Genomic DNA, 21,883 nt, shown 5'->3' on the forward strand with positions numbered 1-21,883 from the left:
TATCAATATAAATTAGTCTGATTATTGTGCGCGAGACCAGCATGGTTGGTCTCGCCTATTTTTTTGGGATTAATATAAATATCGTTTCAAAATGATAGGCGTATTTCTTACCCCGCGCTCCGCGCGGGGTACAACATCTGATACTCTCAGTATTATGAAAACCTATTTACTTGAATAATTGGATATTTAGCCATGCCTGAATAAAAATTTATTCTGAAATTGCTGTTTCATGTAAATAATGCCATTGAGGATGATCATTATGGAATGAGATAACTGCCAATGACCAACGGTAATTCGTATTGCCATCTTTGGTCTGTTTTTCACGATAACGCACGGCAACATATTCTTTACTGAATGCGATCACAGTACAGTTATCAACTTCAATTTTAAAATTTGGTCTGGAACCCATACTGTTAACAAACATTTCTTTTACTTGATTTAATGAGACATGCTGACCAGCCAAAGTGATCATAGTAAAATCAGGGGTAAAACTATTTAGTAGTTTATTCAATGAGTCAGAATTATCTTCCTGTTTATTGGTAAAAACATTTTCAATCCATTGATGAATATCAATAACACTTTGGCAGGCAATTAACTCTTTTTGTTTTCGCATATTTTCTCCGAATATTTTTTTAAATTATGCAGAATGGTTAAAGGTAATAAACCGATTATCGCTGCAAGGATAAAAGTTAAGTGATACGCATTAGTAGAAATAGATCCTTGCTGTAATAAATTAAAAATCATGGTGAATAACGCCGTGCCAATACTAAATGACATTTGACGATTGATATTCCAAATCACACTGGCACGAGATAATTTTTCATTGGTAAAATCCATTAGCGCAAGGATGCTTTTGATAATGTTGCGGAACGACATCATTCTCTGGCTGGGAAATTACGTATTACTTCCACCGTTGAGTTTGGTGAAAAATTTCTTCTTCCTTTAATCAGTCAATTCTGTAAAATTTATCCTCAATTAGAAGTTGGTTATTTTGCTGACTCAACTTTAAATGATTTAATTACAGAGAGAATTGATCTTGCGATTCGACTGGGGATATTAAATGATTCAACACTGAAAAGCAGGCATCTGGCTACTTATAAAATTAAACTAGTGGCTGCCCCAGATTGGATCGAACAAAACTCCGTTATTGAACCAATAGATCTGAATAAAGTTAACTGGATTGCCAACACTAACTTACAAAACCCAACTCAATGGGAATTAAATCATCCTATTTATCCCAAGATCAATGTCCGTGGGAAAGTGAAATATGCCTCAAATAATATTTCTGCAATTCGCTCCCTAACCTTGTCTGGTTTAGGCGTATCCATACTACCAGAATGGTTTATCAATGGGGATATAGCATCTGGTACTTTGGTCGAGCTTTTCCCTGAATATCATCTACCAAAGCAGGAAATATCGATTGTATTTCCAAATAATGTGCAACTTCAACGTAAGAATCGTCTTTTTATAGATTATCTATTAGAAAACCTGGTTATGTGAGCAATAAAAATAGTGATAATTTTGGGATCAAGGAGAGTGAGAAAATGGACTAAAAATAAACAGTCTTCATTCTCAATTCAAGGGAGTATATCGCTCAATTTGAAGTAACCAATTTTTATTGATCACTTCAATAATACTGTTTTAGTTCTCTTTATTATTAAGTAAACTGTTTAAACTATTAATGACTATTTCTCTGGTTTCACTCTTACGTATGACTGCATAGACATCAATATTCAAAGATTGAGCAGCAACGTCATCTAATTCTCTGTAACAAAGTCCTTTTTGATTAGAAATACATATAGAACGGGGCATGAGCGCCATTCCTTTTCCTCTTGAAATATCAGAAAGCATGACCAGTGAATCATCAGGTTCCTTGCATCTCTTTAATAAGAACGGTAATTGTTGAAAATAATTTTCACATTTGTCATAAAAAATAGGATTTGCATTTCTTGAAAACCAAAAAAGGGGGAGATCTGAAACCTCTGTAAGAGAAACTTTTTCTTTCAGACTAGCGGGATGAGAAGACGGCATTGCAAGCAAAAGGGGTTCACGGTAGAGCCAGTAAAATTTAAGATCATGTTCATTATGTAGACTCTTCTCTCCTATAATAACAATATCCATTTTACCTTTTGCAAGAAAATGTAAGAGCTGGCTAGAAACCAGATGCGGTGTGTCAATTTCATCTCCTGTCATAAGAGCTTTAATCTTATTATGGAGCTCCGATATATTGTTAAAATTTAGCGTACAAGTAAGTCCAATACGTAAATAAACTTCCTCATTTTTAATTTCACGCATGAACAGAGTGAATTCATTGATGAGGTGTGTTGCTTTTTCAACCAGCATCAACCCGTTGTTTGTCAGATGAACTTCATGAGTATTCCGGGTAAAAAGATCACAACCGAGAGTTTCTTCGAGGCATTTGATATGACGAGTCAGGGGAGGCTGTGTCATATGTAGCCTTTCTGCTGCCCTTCTAAAATTAAGCTCTTGAGCAACGGCTAAAAAACATTGTAACTGTTTTATGCTGGGTAGCTTATTATTAATGTTGTCCACAAATTCTCCATTCCATTAATTGAGTGGCATATTGAATGACAAACACATTATCCGCTCATTTTTTCACATTATATCAATTTAAATTTTATGCAAATAATTTGTAAATTATTGAGTGCGAATAATAAGGCTAAATAGCGTTTCAAAATGATAGGCGTATTTCCTACCCCGTGCGAGGTAAGGAACTCCAACATCTGATACTCATCAGTATGATGAAAACCTATTTAGTGATATCAAAAATGAATTACAAAATTAACAATTCTCATGAAAATTCATCGTAGTATTTTGATATTTGAAGGGCTAAATAAGAGTTCTAAAAAATAATACTTTTGTGGCGTACAGTTCATGAACTTCTCGAATTACGCTCATAAAACCAGTATATGTAAGCTCCAATGAAAATTTCTTTGATTATGTGAAGATGGAAGAATGGGGCAACATTTAACATCTATTCAAAGGTTGTAATTCATGACATCAAAAATTAAAGATCCTGAAATGTCGTTTAGGACATGGTTAGCTTTGTTTATTCTTTCAATATCAACGTTTACTATTGTGACGACTGAACTGGCTCCTGTTGGCCTGCTGACACCGATAGCAGATGGCCTTAATACTTCAGAGTCCAGCATTGGGATGACGGTATCACTGTACGCATGGGGTGGGGCATTAAGTGCGCTTTTTGCGTCTGTTTTTTGGGAAATTTCCCCAAAAAGATCCTGTTGTTAACGCTGACAATCATCTTGGCTGTATCAAATATCTTGTCTGCAACCATTGATTCATTTGAAGTGCTCTTGGTTGCCCGTGTTATTGGATCTGTAGCCCATGGTGCTTTTTGGGCGATGATAGGTGCGACAACGGTAGCAATGGTTCCGATAAAGTATCTGGGTACAGCAACATCAATTGTCTTTGGTGGAGTTTCAGCCGCCAGCGTATTGGGTGTCCCTTTGTCTAACTATATCGGTTTGCACTTTGGTTGGCGCCAAGCGTTTTGGTTGATGGCACTACTGAGTGTGGTTGCATTCTTTGGCATCATGCTTCTTGTTCCTAAAGTTACAACTAAAAGTACAATTGGTATTAACGCCTTAAAAAGTGTGTTGAGTTCAGCCATACAGTGGAAAATTTATGCGGCCACATTACTTGCTATTACAGCACACTTTGCTGCGTTTACTTTCATCGAACCCTGGCTCAATGCGCAACCAATATTTTCGAAGGATTTCATCCCTACAATCTTATTCATTTATGGTATTGCAGGTTTAGGCGGTAATTTCCTGACGGGCATTGTCATTGATAAACACCTTAAAACTACGGTCACACTGTCTGCTTTGCTTATCGGGATTGTTCTTCTGATCTTAGGTATCAGAGCAGAATCACTATCCCGCACAGATATCCTGATAGCGATAGTTTTATGGGGCGTCGCAATTTCTGGGATTTTCGTGGGCTTCCAAACCTGGGTTCTCCGTCTGGCCGGCGATAAAACGTTTCCAGCATCTGCGGTTTATGTTTCGTTTTTTAACGGAGCAATCGGAATGGGGGCTTTAGTGGGAGCTTGGATGGTCTCAGTGTTGTCATTTCATGCACTCTTTGTGATCGCAGGTGCTGTAATCGCTCTGTCCATACTTATTATCTCTACGATCCCTTCCAACATTTCCACCAGTAACACTCTTACGGAGAAAGCTATATGAAACAAGGTACTGAATTGACAAATCATGGTCGGGACATTATCAGGCGCGGTTTTCCGACTAACCTGGTGTTTTCTGCTGCTCGATGTATTGCCGGATGATCGAGATCGGCGCACCTCCGCAACTACTTGCAAAATAGCTCGGTGTCCACAAAACGCCTTTGTAGTAATAGCGTAGAGCAATATCTGGACGGTCACGCCGAAGCAGCCTGCTGGAAACGCCTTTAAGACTGTTGACCAGATTCGATACTGCGAGCTTTGGCGGGTAGTTGATCAGCAAATGCACGTGGTCGTATTCGCCGTCCATTTCAACCAGTTCAACACCAAAATCAGCACATACGCTACTAAAGTAGCTGCGTAGCTTTTCGATGGCATCAAGATCGAATATCTTTCGTCGATACTTGGCGACGAATACCAAGTGGACGTGCATCAGGAAAACACAGTGTCTTCCGCGTCGAATATCAGTTTCTTTTGTCATAGACCAAAGTATAATGATAGTCATGATACGATTTCAAGCCTTCAAATTCCAGTTAAGACCAAATGGTCAGCAGGAGCGCGATATGCGACGCTTCGCAGGGGCTTGTCGCTTCGTTTTTAACCGTGCACTGGCACTCCAGAATGAGAACCATGCAGCAGGGAATAAATATCTCCCTTACACCAAAATGGCTTCATGGCTGATTGAGTGGAAATCCTTACCTGAAACACAATGGCTGAAAGAATCTCCCTCGCAACCGTTGCAGCAGTCACTGAAAGATCTGGAGCGCGGCTACAAAAATTTCTTCCAGAAGCGGGCTGCATTCCCCCGCTTCAAAAAACGTGGTCAACATGACTCATTCCGCTACCCGCAGGGCGTGAAGCTCGATCAGCCCAACAGTCGAATCTCGTTGCCAAAGTTAGGGTGGATAGGCTATCGCAACAGCCGTGAAGTCATTGGCGAAGTGAAAAACGTCACGGTCAGCCAGTCATGCGGCAAATGGTACGTCAGTATCCAGACTGAATACGAAGTGACTGACCCTGCTCACAATGCAGAATCAATGGTCGGACTGGATGCCGGAGTAACAAAACTTGCCACGCTTTCAGATGGCACGGTATATCAGCCAGTAAGCAGCTTCAAAGCAAACCAACGTAAGCTGGCAACACTCCAGCGGCAGTTGAGTCGCAAAGTAAAATTCAGCGCAAACTGGCAGAAACAAAAACGGAAAATCCAGTGCTTGCACTCACACATTGCCAATATCCGGCGCGACTACCTTCACAAAGTCACCCGTGAAATCAGCAAAAACCACGCGATGATCGTCATTGAAGACTTGAAGGTCAGTAACATGTCGAAATCGGCAAAAGGCACGGCAGAGAAGCACGGAAGAAACGTCAAAGGCAAATCAGGCTTGAACCGCTCGATACGGGATCAAGGCTGGCATGAAATGCGCCGTCAGCTTGAGTACAAGCAGCTCTGGCGCGGTGGTCAGGTAGTGGCGATACCTCCGGCATACACCAGCCAGCGGTGTGCCTGCTGTGGTCATACGGCGAAAGAAAACCGTCAGAGGCAAAGTCAATTCGTGTGTCAGGTATGCGGCTACACCGCGAACGCGGATGTAAACGCCGCACGTAATATTTTAGCGGCAGGACATGCCGTGCTTGCCTGTGGAGGGAGGGTGCAGTCAGACCGCCCGTTGAAGCAGGAACCCACCGAGGTGAGTCAGGCTTCGGTCTGAACGCTGTAGGAATCCCCGTCCTTTAGGGCGGGGAGGATGTCAAGAATCAGTTAGAAAAAGGCCTAGCCAATAAAGTAATCAATCGCCTTAAAGAATTAGATGAAAACTTACCCTACTTGGTTACTGATTATGCATTTGGTTCAGTGGTCGGTCGCCCAGGTCTTGATCTTAAGACCCGTGAAATGCTCACTGTTGCTGCTTTAGTGAGTCTTGGTAATGCTCCGCAACAGTTGGAGTTACACATGCGAGGGGCGCTTAATATTGGGGTAACACCTGAAGAGTTACTTGAGGTTGTTATACAGATGGCAGTTTATGCGGGAATACCGGCATGTATGAATGGATTAACGGCATACCGTTCTGCTATTGCTGCTACAGAAAATAATTTTCCAACTGCATTAAGGGGTTAATTACATACAAGGATTCAGTTAGATAAAAATAGCTTTCTTGATTGACATAGTGTTTTTTAGCAGACAAACCAGAGAAGGAAAGAACAGTGCGTCAGTATTATTTTAATTTTTTACATTGGTATTTGTGACACCTTTTTTAGTCAAAAATACAATGATTTTGGTATTACCATCTGGTTGGATCTATTACCTTTTTAATCATCAGATTAGCTTCTGAAAAAAGATATTATAAAAGGTGAGTATATGTTATTTTCAAAATTACCGTTAATGGTAATAGACGATATCTTCAAAGTAATATTTACATTAGTTATATTTATAGTTGATGAATGATAATTAACCTTGCATTCACATAATAAGTGCAACACCGTTATGAAAAGACAGTACGAAACTATTTTTGGTCGCTATCATTTTTCCTTGATGGTTGACGGTCAAATGCCACTTTATTAAGAAAATCCTTCATTATTTTGTATATCTGAGTTTCTTGTTCAGACAAGATAAAATGATCCCCAGATACCTCAATAATATTAAATGTTTTTTGAGTACATTCCCGCCAACGTAAAGGAGGCGTTGGCAATAGTGGATCATTATTTCCATAAACCACTAAAATTGGAATATCGTTCAATGGAGAAGACAATTCTGCACTAATCGAATTAGCAACACATAAGTCTGCTTCCAATACATTTAAAAAACTTTGCAACATTGTAGATTCTTCCCGTAACCATTTAGGAAGTTGACCTAATTTTGTTGTAAATTTTAGTAATTGTTGATGAGTGAATTCCCCAGCTCCTAAGGAGAATTTACGACGACAATGTATAGGTTCATTAGAAATCACGACTAAGATAATCTTTCTTTTAGGTGATAGCTTACGGCAATATGAGGCCATTACATAGGCAATATATGCCCCTAAGCTATATCCAAATAATACAATATCACCTTGAGGTGGGACTTGTGATGCAAAATCTTTAATAACATGATCAACACAATACATTAATGGTTCATGACGACGACGCCCCCGCCCGGGCATTTCAAGTTGAATGACGTTGAAATCATCAAAACAACGTTTGGCAAAATCCGAAAATATGGATGAATTACCGCCAGCATGATGAAACATCAATAATTGAAGGCGTTGATTATTCATAACGTCTCCCTTCGGCAATACGCCCTAATAAAGCTGAAAAGACTATAATCGCTCCTCCTATACCTTTTAAAATACCAATAGATTCCCCCATCAGTATGATGGCAAATAGAGCCGCAAAAGCGGGTTCCAGAGACAAAATTAATCCTACTCGTGTCGGACTCGTTGTTTTGGCAGCATAAAGTTGCATGAGGAATGCAAAGGCAGTTGCCATCACACTTAAAAATAAAATGTATCCCCAGGCATTAAGAGAGATCGCAGGGATAAAGCGTAATGAAACAGGTTCAATGGTTAAAACAAAAATGAACCCTAATAGAGAAACGGTGACCAACTCAATCAGAGTGATATTAATCAATGAATAGGGTTTACTTGCTGTTTGTTTACCAAACATGAAAATTTGGAAACCACGAATCAAAGCAGCCAGTAGGATGAGCAAGTCTCCCTTATTAACCCCGAAATTACCCGTATTGGCGAAACTTAATATTCCTCCACCAACTAAAGATAAGAGGCAAGTACAGTAAATCAATTTACTTTGCTTACGTTTTCCAAATACACGCTCAAAGAACGGCACTATTACTACCGATAATGCAATAAGAAACCCAGCATTAGCCGCCGTCGTATATTTCACGCCCAGCGTTTCTAATGTCAAAATAGCGTACAATAAACCACCAAATAGTATGCCGTTAACTAATTCTCCTTGGGTAATCTTACGCAAGCGTATTTGAGCACCAATAAATATAAACGGTACAGCTAACGCAAAGCGAAGCATGAGAAACAGCGGTACAGTGACACCAGCTTGAATGATGAGCTGCATCAGGGAATAACTCGCCCCCCAAGACAAGGCAATAACCAGTAATCCTAAATCTAAAAGATACAGCTCTGTGTTCGATAATTGCTTACGAGGCATGGTCTGACCTCAAAAAAATATGGCTGGCGTCATAGCTGATACGCAGAATCCCCTTTTTGACTTTGGTTGATTTAATAGAAAATTCATTGATTTTTTTAAGATTATCAACATGTGTACCAGCGCAAGGGGCAGGTTCAGTGCCTTCAATTAAACACAAACGGATGTCGCCTTCATACCAAGTCTTTACCTGCTTCCCATCAGATAATTTAATTCTAATAGCTGCTTCAATATCCTGTAGTGGTAATTGATGTAACGGTATGGTTTGGTCTCCTGTTGGAGAAAATTCTACTCGTGATTCTCCAGGAAAATGATGGCCTTTAGTAGCGATCCAACCATATTGGCGCAATTCCCAGTTCAGCAAATGACCCGTAGTATGTAATGCTGCGTGAGAAATACGGTCTGCCACCGAGACTTTGGATATCACTTTATCTCCCAGCGAATGGCGAAGAGGTAATTCAGGATAGATAGCTACCTGGCTGCTAGTAGGCTGTTTTCTGATTTTAACAGATATATCATTCACCCACCCAATATCAGACGGCTGACCGCCACCTTGCGGATGAAAAATATTCTCTTTTAGAATAAACCAATTCCCCCAATCATCAGAACCACTCGCAATAATTTCGCTCGTGCAGAAAAAACAATACGTATCGTCCAGATAGCGCTGAATTTGTGTCATAAAAAATGCCTTTTATAATTGTGTAAATAACGGAGTAAACGGTTGTCCACGTAAGTTATGAGAAATGACGCGATTGTTATTATTACGATTTTTTCCTGATACGATCACACAACCAAATTTATCAAGAGGTATATTCCCGCCATATTCGTAAACATGGTCAGTATTGGGATAGATATCCACATAACTGGGAGCATAACGGGCTACAAACCCCATACGGAAATTATCTTTAGTCATATTTGGATGAGAGGCATGCATCAATGTGGACCAAAAGATCACACACTGACCTGCTTTCATTTCTAGAGAAACGGCTTGAGTTTCATCGGGCTTCCAGTCTGGATCAATTTGCAATTGCCGATAATCGTAACCAAAAAAACCACGATGAATACCATCCTTAGTTAAACTATTGACAATATCGCTTTGATATTCCATTGATTTAGTTTCATCATAATTCATTTTGACATGAGTACCAGGAATGATTTGTAAACAACCATTTTCAATTGTGGCGTCTGTAAATGCAGTCCAAACCGTTAATGTTCCTTTACCGAATTGCTCTTCTGTTTCTCCTGGCCATAAAATTTGAGGTTTACCACTGGCATTCGCGAAAGTGTCAGCTTGATGCCAATCTGTCCCCTCATCTCCTGGATATTTTGGGAAAAACTCAGTTCTCCAGCATAAAACGTCATCTCCTAAAATGCTTGAAACAGGAGCAATTATTTTAGGGTGGATAATATGTCGACTAAGTAAGTCAAGATCTAAGTGACGATCGTAGTTCGAAATATTAGTTGCTGCTCCATATGAATCAGTAGGATATGCTGCATAACTACGATCAGGAAGTTGGCGGCGAACATCATTCCACACTTTATTCACTTCTTCTTTGGAATAAATGGTCAATGGACCAATAAATCCATTTTTATGAAAATTATTTAATTGCTCTTTATTAAGTTTAAGATACATAACAAACTTCCTATTTAAAATTGATTATTTATTTATATAAGTAGATTCAATAAATGTTTCATACAGCGTAGCGTTAAAAAGCTTCTCCATAGACAAAATTAAATTGAATTCATTCTTTATTTTCTCATTTAATAAGACTGCTATCATGGAATGACCGCCAACATCAATAAAATCATCATTAGATTTAACTGTTTTTTCTAACATACTTCCCAATAAGGAAAGATATCTATCTAATGCTTTTAATTTTATATCGCTTTCATTAGTTAATATATTGTTATCTATCATTTATTTACTCCAAGTAATTTAAAATTAGTTTTTTGTCAATTTTCCCATTAATTGTTTTAGGTATGGTTTCTATTTTTCTATAACGCAATGGTCTCATATATATTGGTAAATTTTCTTTTGCTAAATTAGTTAAAGCTCCAATGGATTCTTTTTCTGATGTGGAAGAGGTAAAAAAACAAATCAAATAGTCACGACTAACTTCAGAATATGAAGCTATTACTGAAATGTCATTTATTTTTTCATATCTAGCTAGAACTGATTCAATCTCTCCAATTTCGATTCTATAACCATTTATTTTCACTTGCTGATCACATCGACCACAATAAACTAATTCACCTTTCTTGTTATAAGAAACTAAATCACCAGAGCAGTAATATCGATGCCAAATGCCATTGTTTTCTAACCAAATAAACTTATCCTTGTTCTTAGTTTCATCGTTTAAATATCCTTTAGTTACTTGATGACCTGATAATAAAAGCTCACCACTTTTTTTGTTAGTTACGTTATCATCACTTATTGGGCGAATAGCATAATCGAATCCAGGTAATAGATATCCTATAGTGGATTCAAAATTTTCTAAATCATTTTCATTAACAACATGCCAACTTGCGTGAATGGTAGTTTCAGTAATACCATACATATTAACTAATTGAGGTGAGTTAAAACCAAACTGTTTATACCAATTTCTCAATGCTTGAAAGTTTAATCTCTCTCCTCCAAAGATAATAAAACGCAATGATAATTCTTCCATTCCGAATTCAGCAAGGGCACGGGAATTAATAGAAAATGCCGTCGGTGTTTGGTTTAGTAGAGTAACTTTTTCATCTTTAACTAATTTAGCCAACTTATATGGCGTTATTCGTGTCTCTTCATCTGGTATCACTAACCTGCCACCATAGGCTAAAACAGACCAAATTTCCCATACTGAAAAATCAAATGCATAAGAATGATATAAAAGTGTAATATCAGTCTCATTGAAACGATAAAAACATTCTGTTGCATTAAATAATGAGAGTAAATTTTCGTGAGTAATTGGAACTCCCTTTGGGGTGCCAGTAGTTCCAGATGTATATATTATATATGCAGTTTCTTGTAATAATGATTCGTCATATACTATAGACATTGGTGTAGTATTAATCATGAAATTAGTATTTTCTGTTTCACATCTATGATGTAAAATTGAACTGTCATCATTGATGATTAAAACTGGACAAGCATCATTAATAATTAAATTATTTCTTTCTTTAGGTGCTTTTTTATCAATTGGAATATATGCTGCTCCAACATATTGCACTGCTAATAAAGTAGCTATCAATTCTACAGAATGAGAAAGTTCTACAGCGACTTTATCACCTGGCTTAACTCCTTTCTTTTGTAATTCATTAGATATGTTTATAATAAAATTTTGTAATCCGTGGTAACTCAGTTCCCTTTTATTCTCTTTAATTGCTATTCTTTCTGGATATTTTTTAGCAGCAATAAAAAATCGGCTTAGCATTGTTTTTTTATTACATTCCATTGATAAAGACTCGGTCACAGAAAACCTCCTATAGTAAAAACCGCTTTAACAAAGACGTGTAATTCTCACTCATTCATTATTGTTTCATTTAACACCACAACATTAAAAGATTGCTCTTAAACAATTAATAAACCAGTTCAAGAACACTATAATTTTAACTTTTGCTGTAAACATAAGAAGCAAAAATTCCAGTAACATAATTCTTCTGTTTTTGGGAGTTTATGTCTTTAATAATGCTGGTCTTCAATTAAAATATAAAATATCGCGAAACCTTTCAACGTCAGTGGGTCTAATAAGAGCCTATTCAGCCAACAATTTACGGATATGGTTGATCAGTTGCGTTTTTTCTTCCACCACAAGTCGCCGCATTTTCAAAAAAGTTTGCTCATCTCGCTGTTCAAGGCTTTTACTCTTACTGGAGGATTGTGCCATGTTGGCAGGCCTCAGAAATTGTCTGAGCATCGTTATAGTCATTGTTTTACTTACGTCGGTAGGTTTTATAACATATTGCGAAGGGAGGATGGGCACCCAATGTCCGAATGCCTATCCCTGAGTGATAACGCTTTTGTTTCCAAATCATGACATAGGGCTTGCGACACCACCCTATAACTGCTCTGTCATCCCTTTCACTAGCCTTTGACCAAGCTGAGGTTATAGGTCATCTCATTGAACGCAAATTTCACTTCTTGCTTGTCCCTATGTTTTCCAATGAATTTTTTATGCTGAGGACTTTTATGTGGGGTACTCAGAAACAAAAAAAGCACTTTCTCAAAAGAGAAAGTGCTTCTTCAACAACATGTTGACTGACTAGGATCAGTTCATGCCATATTTTTTCAGTTTCTTACGCAGAGTGCCACGGTTGATTCCCATCATCAGTGCTGCGCGAGTCTGGTTGCCACGGGTGTATTGCATCACCATGTCCAACAGTGGCTGTTCTACTTCAGCCAGTACCAGCTCATACAGGTCATTAACGTCTTGACCGTTCAGTTGAGCAAAATAGTTCTTCAGTGCTTGTTTAACCGAATCACGCAGAGGTTTTTGAGTTACCTGATCTTGTGAATTTACAGTAGCAACGGTTAGTACATCAGAATTTACGCGTTGTTCGAACATAGTTCTGTCAGCTCTTTTCTTTATTTACGCAAAAATTTTCGAAGTATGCCTTCAACACCTCCAGCTGTTCGCTGGCATCCTCTATGGCGTTGAATGTGCGCCGAAACTGGTCATCAGGGGCATGTTCCTTGAGATACCAAGATACATGCTTGCGTGCAATACGAACTCCTTTGCCTTGACCGTAAAAGTCATGCAGTTCTCGTACATGCTCGCTCATTAAACGCTGCACTTCGCCAAGGGGCATCGGTGGCAGCAATTCTCCTGTTTCCAGATAATGCTGGATTTCCCGAAAGATCCAGGGTCTTCCCTGAGCAGCACGGCCTATCATCAGGGCATCAGCCCCAGTGTATTCAAGCACTGCTCTGGCTTTTAGCGGGTCAGTAATGTCGCCATTGGCAATAATTGGAATGGCAACAGTCTGCTTAACTGTCCGAATATTGTCGTACTCGGCTTCACCATTAAACAGGCAAGATCGCGTCCTGCCATGTATCGTAAGAGCCTGAATACCACAACGTTCGGCCAATTGGGCAATTTCTACACAGTTACGTTCTTCCGGTGACCAACCTGTGCGGATCTTCAAAGTGACAGGCACATCAACTGCATTGACTACCGCAGAAAGGATTTTTTCAACCAGTTCTGGATAGCGTAGTAATGCAGAGCCTGCCAGCTTACGATTCACCTTCTTAGCTGGGCACCCCATATTGATATCGATGATCTGGGCACCATTAGCGACGTTAATTTTCGCTGCCGCCGCCATTTCATCGGGATCACTACCGGCTATTTGTACAGAACGCACTCCGGGTTCGTCGCTATGAACCATACGCAGCCGTGATTTATCCGTCTTCCAAACCTGGGGATTGGAAGAAAGCATTTCTGAGACTGTCATTCCTGCTCCCATCTGGTAGCAAAGAGATCGAAACGGGCGATCTGTTATGCCTGCCATAGGAGCCGCAATAAGACAGTTTTTCAACTGGTATTGTCCGATACGCATAGACGAAGAAAGAGTGGTCAACTGTGACTAAGGGCGCGTATATTACGCATTTTTCACAAGATATGAAAGGCCAAACTTTGAGCGAATTGACATTTATAACGGATTTTTTCCAGTTGATTTTTTTAAAATTGGTTGATTACTGTTAAATAACAAATAGTTACATTTTATTGCTGAAATTTGTTATTACTTATATTTCTAATCATAAACAGAGCGGATTACCACTAATTGACCTCCTGGGGGATCATTTTAGTGGATAATCACGCTTTTCAATAGGTATCAGTTGATTATTTTTTAATCCCCGTGATACGACACCATTCTTCTTGTTCAGCTATTGGATCAATAATGAATTCATTGTCATAGGCCTGAGCTACTCCGTCAGCCTGACTGGCCAGAACACCGGATAAGCCTAATAATCCACCAGATTTAGGCAGGGAGCCAATGACAGGAGCAAGTTCACGCAGAGGACCTGCCAGAATATTGGCAATCACGATATCGCATTCAAGGTCTTTAGGTTGATCTTTGGACAGGTAGAGGGTTAATTGGTCAGATACCCCATTGCGTTCGGCGTTATCTCGGCTGGCTTGAATGGCTTGTGGGTCGATATCAATACCGATGGCGTGTTTTGCGCCCAGTTTCAGCGCTGCGATAGCCAATATACCTGAGCCGCAACCAAAGTCGATCACGGTTTTACCTGCCAGGTCAAGGCCATCCAGCCATTGTAGGCAAAGGGAGGTGGTTGGATGAGTACCCGTGCCGAAGGCCAGACCAGGGTCAAGCATGACATTGACGGCCTCTGGTTCAGGCACTTCGCGCCAGCTAGGGCAGATCCACAGACGCTTCCCGAAGCGCATAGGGTGGAAGTTATCCATCCACTCTCGTTCCCAATCTTTATCTTCCAGTTGTTCAATTTTGTGGATAAAACCTTTACCCAGTTGTGGAAGTTGTCCAATTGGCTGACAACCGCTTTCATATCCATTTCAGCGTCATACAGGCCGATAACATCGGTATCTCCCCATAAACGGGTTTCGCCCGGCAGAGGCTCAAAAATAGGGGTATCGTGGCTGTCCTGAAAGGTGACGGATACTGCGCCACTTTCCATCAGCTCATCGCCTAATGCTTCCGCTTGTTGTCCCGTGGTGTTTAATCTTAATTGTATCCAAGGCATAAAAAATTCTCGTTTTGTGGATCACGTTATTGTGTGAAATGTAACCGTTTAGAGCAAGCCGCACCAAATTTATTTCCTAGCCAAAATGCCAGTAAACTCAGCAATAGCGATGGCACGATAGGGTGGAAACCAAGTAGCTGGATATTGAAAGTTGCAGCAAAGTATAGCTTGCTGCCCCTGTCAGCATTGAGCTGATCGCTCCCATGTGCATTGGCTTTTTCCCAATACAGGCCCAACACCAGTGGCCAGAGGAAAACGGCTTGCAGTCCACCAAATGCCAGCAAGTTCAGCCAGATAATCATCTCAGGTGGGCGCCAGGCTGCCAGTAGCAGTAATGCCCCTAAAAATAGGGTGGAATAACTGGAGATGCGTGACAGTTTTTTCTCCTGGCTGATCTGGTGTGGAAACAGGTTTAAATAGAGATCTTTGACGATAGTGGCCGAAGATTGCAGTAATTGGGCGTTAATGGTGGACATAATCGCCGCCATTGGTGCAGCCAGAAAAATACCGGCAGCCACAGGAGGCAGTACCGTGATCATTAACGTTGGGATCACTTGATCGGGGATCGTCAGATCAGGAATGATGGCTCGGCCAAGGGCACCAGCAAGGTGCATACCGAACATCAGGAATGCCATTACGAGTGTGCCAAGCACAATACCACGGTGAACGGCTTTACTGTCTTTATAAGAGATACAGCGCACTGCGGTGTGTGGCAGCCCAACAACACCAAAGCAAACCAGTACCCAGAAAGACGCCATAAATGGCCCTGTGAGGATATTATCGACGCCATAAGGAGAAACCAGATTAGGGTCAATAGTGCGCAGTGTCGTCACTGCTGCTGATAATCCACCAGCTTTATAGATAATGCCTGCCAGTAATAACGCCGTTCCCAGCAGCATTACCAGCCCTTGTAAGGCATCATTAAGGACGCTGGCTCTAAAACCGCCAAAAGCCGTATAGAGGGCGATGGAAACGCCAAAAATCAATAACCCTGTGTCGTAAGGGATACCGGCGGCGGTTTCCAGTAAACGAGCACCGCCAATGAATTGCACTGTCATAGCACCGATAAAGGCCACCAGCAGGCTTATACTGGCAAACCAGACCAGAAAGCGGCTTTGGTAGCGTGCATATAGCATATCGTTGAGGGTGACCGCATTATAACGGCGGGCGAGGATCGCAAATTTTTTTCCCAATACACTAAGTGAGAGCCATATCGCCGGCAATTGGATCAATGATAATAACACCCAACCGATACCATACTTATAAGCGGCACCAGGGCCACCAATAAAGGAACTGGCACTGATATAGGTTGCGGTAATGGTCATTGCCAGTACAAAACCCCCCATTGAGCGGTTGCCGAGAAAATACTCACTGAGGAATTCGCCTGTTTGTCGGCGGCGATAAGCATAGATTGAGAGCATGAACACTAATGCCAGATATCCCACGAGAGGCAGAATGACTTCACTTTGCATCACTATCCTCCAGTGGAATGTCCTTGAATATAAACTTCACCATCAAATAGCAAAGGATGATAAATAAGGCAGGTAGCAGCAGGCAAGCCAGTTCAAACCAGCGAGGCAGCCCAGTTAAGCCGATGGCATCACTGGGTAAATAAGCACACAGCAGCCAACCAACAAGATAGGCCAATGTCAGGAATATCGCCCAGCGTGCTTCTTTATTGGATTGAACAAATCGTCCGTCCATTCGTTCTCCGGGTAATTTACATGAAACAATAGGGGGGAATATAAAAAATCCCACCGATAAAAGATGGGATTTTATTCAAAGCAACAAACGCTAAATAAGCGTCAAAGAAACCTTACTTATCATGTAAGCCTAATTTCTTCTCCAGATAGTGGATATTGGTTCCACCTTTCTGGAAGTTTTCGTCATTCATGATTGCCAGTTGCAGATCGATATTGGTTTTAATGCCATCAATGATCAACTCGGCCAGTGCGTTCTTCATACGCGCAATGGCCACTTCACGGGTTTCGCCGTAAGTGATGAGCTTACCAATCATGGAATCATAGTAAGGCGGTACGGTATATCCCGCATAGATGTGGGATTCCCAACGCACACCAAACCCACCGGGTGAGTGGAAATGGGTGATCTTGCCCGGACTTGGCAGGAAGGTTTTCGGATCTTCGGCATTGATACGGCATTCAATCGCATGACCTTTGATTTCGACATCTTCCTGTTTGATGGACAGTGGCATACCAGAAGCGATACGCAACTGTTCCTTGATCAAGTCAACGCCAGTGATCATTTCAGTCACGGGATGTTCAACTTGAATACGGGTATTCATCTCAATAAAGTAGAATTCGCCGTTTTCGTACAGGAACTCAAATGTACCTGCTCCGCGATAGCCGATTTCGATACAAGCATTGGCACAACGTTCACCGATACTGCGGCGCAGTTCTGGTGAGATACCTGGTGCTGGCGCTTCTTCCACCACTTTCTGGTGGCGGCGCTGCATGGAGCAGTCACGTTCAGCCAGATAGAGTGCATTGCCCTGACCATCAGCTAAGACCTGGATTTCAACGTGACGTGGGTTTTCAAGGAATTTCTCCATGTATACCATGTCGTTGTTGAAAGCGGCTTTGGCTTCTGCGCGAGTCATAGCGATGGATTGTGCCAGATCTTTATCGCTGCGTACGACGCGCATACCACGGCCGCCGCCGCCGCCCGATGCTTTGATGATCACCGGGTAGCCAATGCGGTTTGCAATGGTCTTGTTTTTCTCGGTATCGTCACCCAATGGGCCATCAGAGCCAGGAACGCAAGGGACACCTGCTTTTTTCATTGCATTGATAGCGGAAACTTTATCCCCCATCAAACGGATAGTGTCCGCTTTCGGGCCAATGAAAATAAAGCCAGAACGCTCGACCTGCTCGGCAAAGTCAGCATTTTCAGACAGGAAGCCATAACCCGGGTGGATTGCCTGTGCGCAAGTGATTTCCGCCGCAGAGATAATGGCAGGAATATTTAGATAACTTTTAGCTGAGGCAGCCGGGCCAATGCAGACGGTTTCATCCGCCAGCAGGACGTGCTTCAGATCACGGTCTGCCGCAGAGTGTACAGCCACGGTTTTGATCCCAAGTTCCTTACAGGCTCTCAGGATACGCAGTGCAATTTCACCGCGGTTAGCAATGACAATTTTTTCAAGCATGGGGTGCGCCTCGTTATTCGATGACGACCAATGGCTCGTCGAATTCAACAGGTTGACCGTCTTGGACCAGAATTGCTTTTACTACGCCAGTTTTGTCAGCTTCGATCTGATTCATCATTTTCATCGCTTCAACGATGCACAGGGTTTCGCCCTGATTAACGTGCTGGCCGACCTCAATGAAAGGTTTCGCATCTGGGCTTGGTGAACGATAGAACGTACCAACCATCGGCGAGCGAACGGTGTGACCATTGATTTCAGCGGGTTTGTCAGCGGCGACTGGCGCTGCGGGTACAGCGGCCTGCACTGGCTGCTGAGCAGGTGCAGAAATATATTGCTGGGTCACAGGTATTGCCGTGGCTGTCGTTGCCCGGCTGATGCGTACTGACTCTTCACCTTCAGAAATTTCCAGTTCAGAAATGCCAGATTCTTCAACCAGCTCGATCAGTTTTTTTATCTTACGAATATCCATGAGTGTGGTTCCGTACTTTTAAGTCAATTAGTTGGATGTTGACAAGCGGTTGACCGCTGCCTGTAATGCGAAACTGTAACCATCCGCCCCCAATCCACAGATAACACCGACTGCAATATCGGAAAGATATGAGTGGTGGCGGAATGGCTCGCGGGCATGCACATTGGAAAGGTGAATCTCAATAAATGGGATATCTACCGCCAGAAGTGCGTCGCGCAATGCCACGCTGGTATGCGTGTATGCCGCAGGGTTGATTAAAATAAAATCCGTATTGCCCCGCGCAGAATGAATTCTTTCAATCAGTTCAGATTCTGCGTTGGATTGCAGATGGGATAATTCAGCCCCCGATTGTTGAGCTTCTTTTGACAGTCTGTTAACGATGTCATCCAGCGTTAACTTGCCGTAGGTCTCTGGCTCTCGTGTTCCCAACAGGTTCAGGTTAGGGCCATTCAAGAGTAAAATGCGAAACTTGTCTGCCATTGTGCGGGTATCTCCGGCAATCTGTCAACAATCGACCAAGATAACTCGATGTCAACGGTTTGTCATCTCTTTCTGATATTTAGAATTGTAAATTTGGCGATAAAGCCAGACATTATAAATATATCGTGGCATTTGGCAGCTAAATACTGGTCTTATCAGCGCACTTTCACCACTGTTCTGCCCGTAATTTGATTGTTTATCAACTTATTGGCGTGTTCGATCACCTGTTCTAATGTAATTTCATTCGCTGCTTGCTGATAAAAGGGATCTGGCAATAGCGCTTGCAAACGTTGCCAAACGGCAGGGCGTTTCACCGCAGGGACAGTGACAGATTCTACACCCTGTAAACGAACATTACGTAGAATAAACGGCATTACGCTCGTGGGGAGTTGACTGTCACTTGCCATGCCACAAGCGGCTACTGTACCGTTGTAACGCACTTGTGCTAGCAGGGTAGCCAATATCGTGCCACCAACGGTATCTATCACACCAGCCCAACGTTGTTTTTCTAATGGGCGTGATGGCTGGTTGAAATCACTGGCGGGTAAAACCGTTTTCGCCCCCAGCGAGATCAGGTAATCTTGGCTGTCGGGTTTGCTGCTAATTGCAGTGACGGAATAGCCCAGTTGTGATAGTAAGGTGATTGCCGTACTGCCAACCCCACCACTGGCTCCTGTCACGGCGATTTCTCCGCTTTCCGGTGTGACGCCTCCTTGTTCCAACGCCATGACACATAACATGGCAGTAAAACCTGCCGTGCCGATGATCATCGCTTGTCGGGTACTTAATTCGGGCGGCAAGGGGGTCAGCCATTCACCAGATACCCTTGCTTGTTCTGCCAGCCCGCCCCAATGTGTTTCTCCCACACCCCAGCCAGTTAGCAAAACATGCTGTCCAACGTGAAAACGGGGATCTTCGGAATGATGGACAACACCAGAAAAATCAATCCCTGGCACCATCGGAAATTGGCGGATAATCTTTCCCTTGCCGGTGATGGCAAGGGCATCTTTGTAATTGAGTGTTGACCAATGGATATCAACGACCACATTACCCGATGGCAGTTGAGACACATCAATATCTTGAATGGATGCTGATAATATTTCGTGTTGTTCCAGTAATAAGGCTTTCATGATCATCCTCTCTTGATAGGTATCTATCTAACGTTATTACTTTTTTAGCATGACTACGGTTCGGTATTACTATCATTTTGCATCACGGCAATTTGTACCATTACAACTTTACGTTACTACAATATAGATAAAACCTGATGTACTGAAATGGGCAGACAACAATGTTGTGATATCTCACTAAATTCATCTATTGTTTTTATAATTAATGAACTATTTCGCCTTGGGACTTTCTTTGTCATGTTGTTTTTTGGTGTATTAGCTGAATTAACCCATTTTTATGTAGTTTTTTTCTGCTCCGTTAGAGAAAAGTAACGTAGAATATCGTATTTCTGATGTGAATAACGTGGCCACTTTTATTGAAGTAGTAAAAGTAGTTAATTATGCGCCTTGTCGCTGCTTCATGTGGTTGATAGAGTAGACGGACAATCTCCGTCCCCAGCTTGCAGGATTATCCTTTCGTTATGTTAAAGAAATTTCGTGGCATGTTTTCCAACGATTTGTCCATTGACTTGGGTACTGCCAATACCCTTATTTATGTCAAAGGCCAAGGAATAGTATTGGATCAACCCTCTGTCGTGGCTATTCGTCAGGACAGAGCCGGTTCACCAAAAAGTGTTGCAGCGGTGGGGCTGGAAGCAAAACAGATGCTGGGACGTACTCCGGGTAATATTGCTGCTATCCGTCCCATGAAGGATGGGGTTATTGCTGATTTCTATGTTACCGAAAAGATGCTACAGCATTTTATCAAGCAGGTTCACAATAACAGTTTCATGCGCCCAAGTCCGCGCGTGTTGGTCTGTGTGCCTGTCGGTGCGACTCAAGTTGAGCGTCGCGCTATCCGTGAATCCGCCCAAAGTGCAGGAGCACGAGAAGTATTTTTAATTGAAGAACCTATGGCAGCTGCTATTGGTGCTGGTTTGCCAGTTTCCGAGGCAACGGGTTCAATGGTTGTTGATATCGGTGGGGGAACCACTGAGGTTGCTGTTATTTCCCTTAATGGGGTGGTTTATTCTTCTTCTGTGCGTATTGGTGGTGACCGTTTTGATGAAGCTATCATCAACTACGTTCGTCGTAATTATGGCTCCCTGATTGGGGAAGCAACGGCAGAGCGCATTAAACACGGAATTGGGTCTGCTTATCCAACGGATGAAGTACGAGAAATCGAAGTGCGTGGCCGTAACCTTGCGGAAGGTGTGCCTCGCAGTTTTACCCTGAATTCCAATGAAATTCTAGAAGCCTTGCAAGAACCATTAACAGGTATTGTGAGCGCTGTTATGGTTGCTCTGGAACAGTGCCCACCAGAATTGGCCTCTGATATTTCTGAACGAGGCATGGTGCTGACTGGCGGTGGTGCGTTGCTGCGTAATCTTGATCGGTTACTGATGGAAGAAACAGGCATTCCTGTCATTGTTGCTGAAGATCCCCTGACCTGTGTTGCCCGTGGTGGTGGCAAGGCACTGGAGATGATCGACATGCATGGTGGCGATCTGTTCAGCGAAGACTGAAAGTAACTCTGTGAGCTGGGAGGTGGATATGTTTTATTGGAACCTCCTTGCCGATT

Annotated in this window: 25 protein-coding genes and 1 pseudogene; 6 read left to right on the top strand and 20 right to left on the bottom strand. The window is 42.0% G+C overall.

What is annotated here, in order from left to right:
* Positions 1-208 precede the first annotated feature (208 nt).
* Together AAC853_RS06455 and AAC853_RS06460 are read right to left on the bottom strand one after the other, a co-directional pair.
* The gene (locus AAC853_RS06455) at positions 209-613 is read right to left on the bottom strand and encodes a hypothetical protein (RefSeq protein WP_338804335.1); all 405 of its coding nucleotides are present in this window, start codon (positions 611-613) and stop codon (positions 209-211) included.
* Positions 592-837 carry a hypothetical protein gene (locus tag AAC853_RS06460; RefSeq protein WP_340614005.1) on the bottom strand — a complete coding sequence of 82 codons (246 nt, stop codon included), beginning with the start codon at positions 835-837 and terminating at the stop codon, positions 592-594. The genes AAC853_RS06455 and AAC853_RS06460 overlap by 22 nt, the downstream gene beginning before the upstream one ends.
* Before the next feature lie 45 nt (positions 838-882).
* On the opposite strand from AAC853_RS06460, the gene AAC853_RS06465 reads away from it, so the two are divergent.
* Entirely contained in the window at positions 883-1,500 is a 618-nt protein-coding gene (locus tag AAC853_RS06465; RefSeq protein WP_340614169.1) for a substrate binding domain-containing protein, read from the top strand.
* A gap of 141 nt (positions 1,501-1,641) precedes the next feature.
* On the opposite strand, the gene AAC853_RS06470 is transcribed toward AAC853_RS06465, so the two are convergent.
* Positions 1,642-2,553 (bottom strand): LysR family transcriptional regulator, encoded by a 912-nt coding sequence (locus AAC853_RS06470; protein WP_338804338.1) that lies wholly within the window; start codon positions 2,551-2,553, stop codon positions 1,642-1,644.
* A gap of 462 nt (positions 2,554-3,015) precedes the next feature.
* Between AAC853_RS06470 and AAC853_RS17800 the strand changes: the two genes are divergently transcribed.
* Together AAC853_RS17800 and AAC853_RS06475 are read left to right on the top strand one after the other, a co-directional pair.
* The gene (locus tag AAC853_RS17800; protein WP_422824185.1) at positions 3,016-3,270 is read left to right on the top strand and encodes a hypothetical protein; all 255 of its coding nucleotides are present in this window, start codon (positions 3,016-3,018) and stop codon (positions 3,268-3,270) included.
* A complete protein-coding gene (locus tag AAC853_RS06475) occupies positions 3,264-4,226 on the top strand; it encodes an MFS transporter (RefSeq protein WP_422824186.1) in 963 nt (320 codons plus the stop codon). The genes AAC853_RS17800 and AAC853_RS06475 overlap by 7 nt, the downstream gene beginning before the upstream one ends.
* Positions 4,227-4,283: 57 nt before the next feature.
* On the opposite strand, the gene tnpA is transcribed toward AAC853_RS06475, so the two are convergent.
* Positions 4,284-4,700 carry an IS200/IS605 family transposase gene (gene tnpA / locus AAC853_RS06480; RefSeq protein WP_338885501.1) on the bottom strand — a complete coding sequence of 139 codons (417 nt, stop codon included), beginning with the start codon at positions 4,698-4,700 and terminating at the stop codon, positions 4,284-4,286.
* Positions 4,701-4,722: 22 nt separating this feature from the next.
* Between tnpA and AAC853_RS06485 the strand changes: the two genes are divergently transcribed.
* Together AAC853_RS06485 and AAC853_RS06490 are read left to right on the top strand one after the other, a co-directional pair.
* Entirely contained in the window at positions 4,723-5,931 is a 1,209-nt protein-coding gene (locus AAC853_RS06485) for an RNA-guided endonuclease InsQ/TnpB family protein (protein ID WP_340614006.1), read from the top strand.
* A gap of 116 nt (positions 5,932-6,047) precedes the next feature.
* Positions 6,048-6,338, top strand: a complete 291-nt coding sequence (locus AAC853_RS06490; protein ID WP_340614007.1) for a carboxymuconolactone decarboxylase family protein — start codon at positions 6,048-6,050, stop codon at positions 6,336-6,338.
* A 385-nt stretch (positions 6,339-6,723) separates the two neighbouring features.
* Here the strand turns inward: AAC853_RS06490 and AAC853_RS06495 are convergent, their stop codons facing one another.
* From AAC853_RS06495 to acuI, 16 genes and pseudogenes are all read right to left on the bottom strand, one after another.
* A complete protein-coding gene (locus AAC853_RS06495; RefSeq protein WP_338804341.1) occupies positions 6,724-7,473 on the bottom strand; it encodes a thioesterase II family protein in 750 nt (249 codons plus the stop codon).
* Complete coding sequence (locus tag AAC853_RS06500) at positions 7,466-8,377, bottom strand: DMT family transporter (protein ID WP_340614008.1); 912 nt, start codon at positions 8,375-8,377, stop codon at positions 7,466-7,468. The genes AAC853_RS06495 and AAC853_RS06500 overlap by 8 nt, the downstream gene beginning before the upstream one ends.
* Positions 8,367-9,053 carry an alanyl-tRNA editing protein gene (locus tag AAC853_RS06505; RefSeq protein WP_340614009.1) on the bottom strand — a complete coding sequence of 229 codons (687 nt, stop codon included), beginning with the start codon at positions 9,051-9,053 and terminating at the stop codon, positions 8,367-8,369. The genes AAC853_RS06500 and AAC853_RS06505 overlap by 11 nt, the downstream gene beginning before the upstream one ends.
* Before the next feature lie 12 nt (positions 9,054-9,065).
* Positions 9,066-10,007 (bottom strand): chlorinating enzyme, encoded by a 942-nt coding sequence (locus AAC853_RS06510; protein ID WP_340614010.1) that lies wholly within the window; start codon positions 10,005-10,007, stop codon positions 9,066-9,068.
* 24 nt (positions 10,008-10,031) lie between these two features.
* Positions 10,032-10,292, bottom strand: coding sequence for a phosphopantetheine-binding protein (locus AAC853_RS06515; RefSeq protein WP_338804345.1), 261 nt, complete (start codon positions 10,290-10,292; stop codon positions 10,032-10,034).
* A 4-nt stretch (positions 10,293-10,296) separates the two neighbouring features.
* Complete coding sequence (locus tag AAC853_RS06520) at positions 10,297-11,829, bottom strand: amino acid adenylation domain-containing protein (protein ID WP_340614011.1); 1,533 nt, start codon at positions 11,827-11,829, stop codon at positions 10,297-10,299.
* A gap of 282 nt (positions 11,830-12,111) precedes the next feature.
* Positions 12,112-12,273, bottom strand: coding sequence for a hypothetical protein (locus AAC853_RS06525; RefSeq protein ID WP_340614012.1), 162 nt, complete (start codon positions 12,271-12,273; stop codon positions 12,112-12,114).
* A gap of 351 nt (positions 12,274-12,624) precedes the next feature.
* Positions 12,625-12,921: a DNA-binding transcriptional regulator Fis gene (fis, locus tag AAC853_RS06530; RefSeq protein ID WP_010847912.1), complete on the bottom strand. Its 297-nt coding sequence runs from the start codon at positions 12,919-12,921 to the stop codon at positions 12,625-12,627.
* Positions 12,922-12,928: 7 nt separating this feature from the next.
* On the bottom strand, positions 12,929-13,912 hold the full coding sequence (gene dusB, locus AAC853_RS06535) for a tRNA dihydrouridine synthase DusB (RefSeq protein ID WP_189759140.1): 984 nt from the start codon (positions 13,910-13,912) through the stop codon (positions 12,929-12,931).
* Positions 13,913-14,196: 284 nt separating this feature from the next.
* A pseudogene (gene prmA / locus AAC853_RS06540) lies at positions 14,197-15,077 on the bottom strand (50S ribosomal protein L11 methyltransferase).
* A gap of 26 nt (positions 15,078-15,103) precedes the next feature.
* Positions 15,104-16,549, bottom strand: coding sequence for a sodium/pantothenate symporter (gene panF, locus AAC853_RS06550; RefSeq protein ID WP_340614013.1), 1,446 nt, complete (start codon positions 16,547-16,549; stop codon positions 15,104-15,106).
* The gene (locus AAC853_RS06555) at positions 16,539-16,781 is read right to left on the bottom strand and encodes a YhdT family protein (RefSeq protein WP_074024973.1); all 243 of its coding nucleotides are present in this window, start codon (positions 16,779-16,781) and stop codon (positions 16,539-16,541) included. Before AAC853_RS06555 ends, panF begins: the two co-directional genes overlap by 11 nt.
* Before the next feature lie 112 nt (positions 16,782-16,893).
* Positions 16,894-18,243: an acetyl-CoA carboxylase biotin carboxylase subunit gene (accC, locus tag AAC853_RS06560; RefSeq protein ID WP_338884211.1), complete on the bottom strand. Its 1,350-nt coding sequence runs from the start codon at positions 18,241-18,243 to the stop codon at positions 16,894-16,896.
* 13 nt (positions 18,244-18,256) lie between these two features.
* Positions 18,257-18,712 carry an acetyl-CoA carboxylase biotin carboxyl carrier protein gene (gene accB, locus AAC853_RS06565; RefSeq protein WP_338884212.1) on the bottom strand — a complete coding sequence of 152 codons (456 nt, stop codon included), beginning with the start codon at positions 18,710-18,712 and terminating at the stop codon, positions 18,257-18,259.
* A 27-nt stretch (positions 18,713-18,739) separates the two neighbouring features.
* The gene (aroQ, locus tag AAC853_RS06570; RefSeq protein ID WP_189759126.1) at positions 18,740-19,192 is read right to left on the bottom strand and encodes a type II 3-dehydroquinate dehydratase; all 453 of its coding nucleotides are present in this window, start codon (positions 19,190-19,192) and stop codon (positions 18,740-18,742) included.
* Positions 19,193-19,347: 155 nt separating this feature from the next.
* Positions 19,348-20,322, bottom strand: coding sequence for an acrylyl-CoA reductase (NADPH) (acuI, locus tag AAC853_RS06575; RefSeq protein ID WP_340614014.1), 975 nt, complete (start codon positions 20,320-20,322; stop codon positions 19,348-19,350).
* Between the two features lie 461 nt (positions 20,323-20,783).
* Between acuI and mreB the strand changes: the two genes are divergently transcribed.
* The gene (gene mreB, locus AAC853_RS06580) at positions 20,784-21,827 is read left to right on the top strand and encodes a rod shape-determining protein MreB (protein WP_099142737.1); all 1,044 of its coding nucleotides are present in this window, start codon (positions 20,784-20,786) and stop codon (positions 21,825-21,827) included.
* Positions 21,828-21,883: the final 56 nt, after the last annotated feature.

Origin of the sequence: Xenorhabdus thailandensis, from assembly GCF_037996785.1 — a bacterium.
Taxonomy (GTDB): Bacteria; Pseudomonadota; Gammaproteobacteria; order Enterobacterales; family Enterobacteriaceae; genus Xenorhabdus; species Xenorhabdus griffiniae.

What these genes read in the sequence shown, in the direction of transcription:
- AAC853_RS06455 (WP_338804335.1), bottom strand. Translation starts at nt 613, where the DNA reads ATGCGAAAACAAAAAGAGTTAATTGCCTGCCAAAGTGTTATTGATATT.
- AAC853_RS06460 (WP_340614005.1), bottom strand. Translation starts at nt 837, where the DNA reads ATGGATTTTACCAATGAAAAATTATCTCGTGCCAGTGTGATTTGGAAT.
- AAC853_RS17800 (WP_422824185.1), top strand. Translation starts at nt 3,016, where the DNA reads ATGACATCAAAAATTAAAGATCCTGAAATGTCGTTTAGGACATGGTTA.
- tnpA (WP_338885501.1), bottom strand. Translation starts at nt 4,700, where the DNA reads ATGACAAAAGAAACTGATATTCGACGCGGAAGACACTGTGTTTTCCTG.
- AAC853_RS06485 (WP_340614006.1), top strand. Translation starts at nt 4,723, where the DNA reads ATGATACGATTTCAAGCCTTCAAATTCCAGTTAAGACCAAATGGTCAG.
- AAC853_RS06495 (WP_338804341.1), bottom strand. Translation starts at nt 7,473, where the DNA reads ATGAATAATCAACGCCTTCAATTATTGATGTTTCATCATGCTGGCGGT.
- AAC853_RS06500 (WP_340614008.1), bottom strand. Translation starts at nt 8,377, where the DNA reads ATGCCTCGTAAGCAATTATCGAACACAGAGCTGTATCTTTTAGATTTA.
- AAC853_RS06505 (WP_340614009.1), bottom strand. Translation starts at nt 9,053, where the DNA reads ATGACACAAATTCAGCGCTATCTGGACGATACGTATTGTTTTTTCTGC.
- AAC853_RS06510 (WP_340614010.1), bottom strand. Translation starts at nt 10,007, where the DNA reads ATGTATCTTAAACTTAATAAAGAGCAATTAAATAATTTTCATAAAAAT.
- AAC853_RS06515 (WP_338804345.1), bottom strand. Translation starts at nt 10,292, where the DNA reads ATGATAGATAACAATATATTAACTAATGAAAGCGATATAAAATTAAAA.
- AAC853_RS06525 (WP_340614012.1), bottom strand. Translation starts at nt 12,273, where the DNA reads ATGCTCAGACAATTTCTGAGGCCTGCCAACATGGCACAATCCTCCAGT.
- fis (WP_010847912.1), bottom strand. Translation starts at nt 12,921, where the DNA reads ATGTTCGAACAACGCGTAAATTCTGATGTACTAACCGTTGCTACTGTA.
- dusB (WP_189759140.1), bottom strand. Translation starts at nt 13,912, where the DNA reads ATGCGTATCGGACAATACCAGTTGAAAAACTGTCTTATTGCGGCTCCT.
- panF (WP_340614013.1), bottom strand. Translation starts at nt 16,549, where the DNA reads ATGCAAAGTGAAGTCATTCTGCCTCTCGTGGGATATCTGGCATTAGTG.
- AAC853_RS06555 (WP_074024973.1), bottom strand. Translation starts at nt 16,781, where the DNA reads ATGGACGGACGATTTGTTCAATCCAATAAAGAAGCACGCTGGGCGATA.
- accC (WP_338884211.1), bottom strand. Translation starts at nt 18,243, where the DNA reads ATGCTTGAAAAAATTGTCATTGCTAACCGCGGTGAAATTGCACTGCGT.
- accB (WP_338884212.1), bottom strand. Translation starts at nt 18,712, where the DNA reads ATGGATATTCGTAAGATAAAAAAACTGATCGAGCTGGTTGAAGAATCT.
- aroQ (WP_189759126.1), bottom strand. Translation starts at nt 19,192, where the DNA reads ATGGCAGACAAGTTTCGCATTTTACTCTTGAATGGCCCTAACCTGAAC.
- acuI (WP_340614014.1), bottom strand. Translation starts at nt 20,322, where the DNA reads ATGAAAGCCTTATTACTGGAACAACACGAAATATTATCAGCATCCATT.
- mreB (WP_099142737.1), top strand. Translation starts at nt 20,784, where the DNA reads ATGTTAAAGAAATTTCGTGGCATGTTTTCCAACGATTTGTCCATTGAC.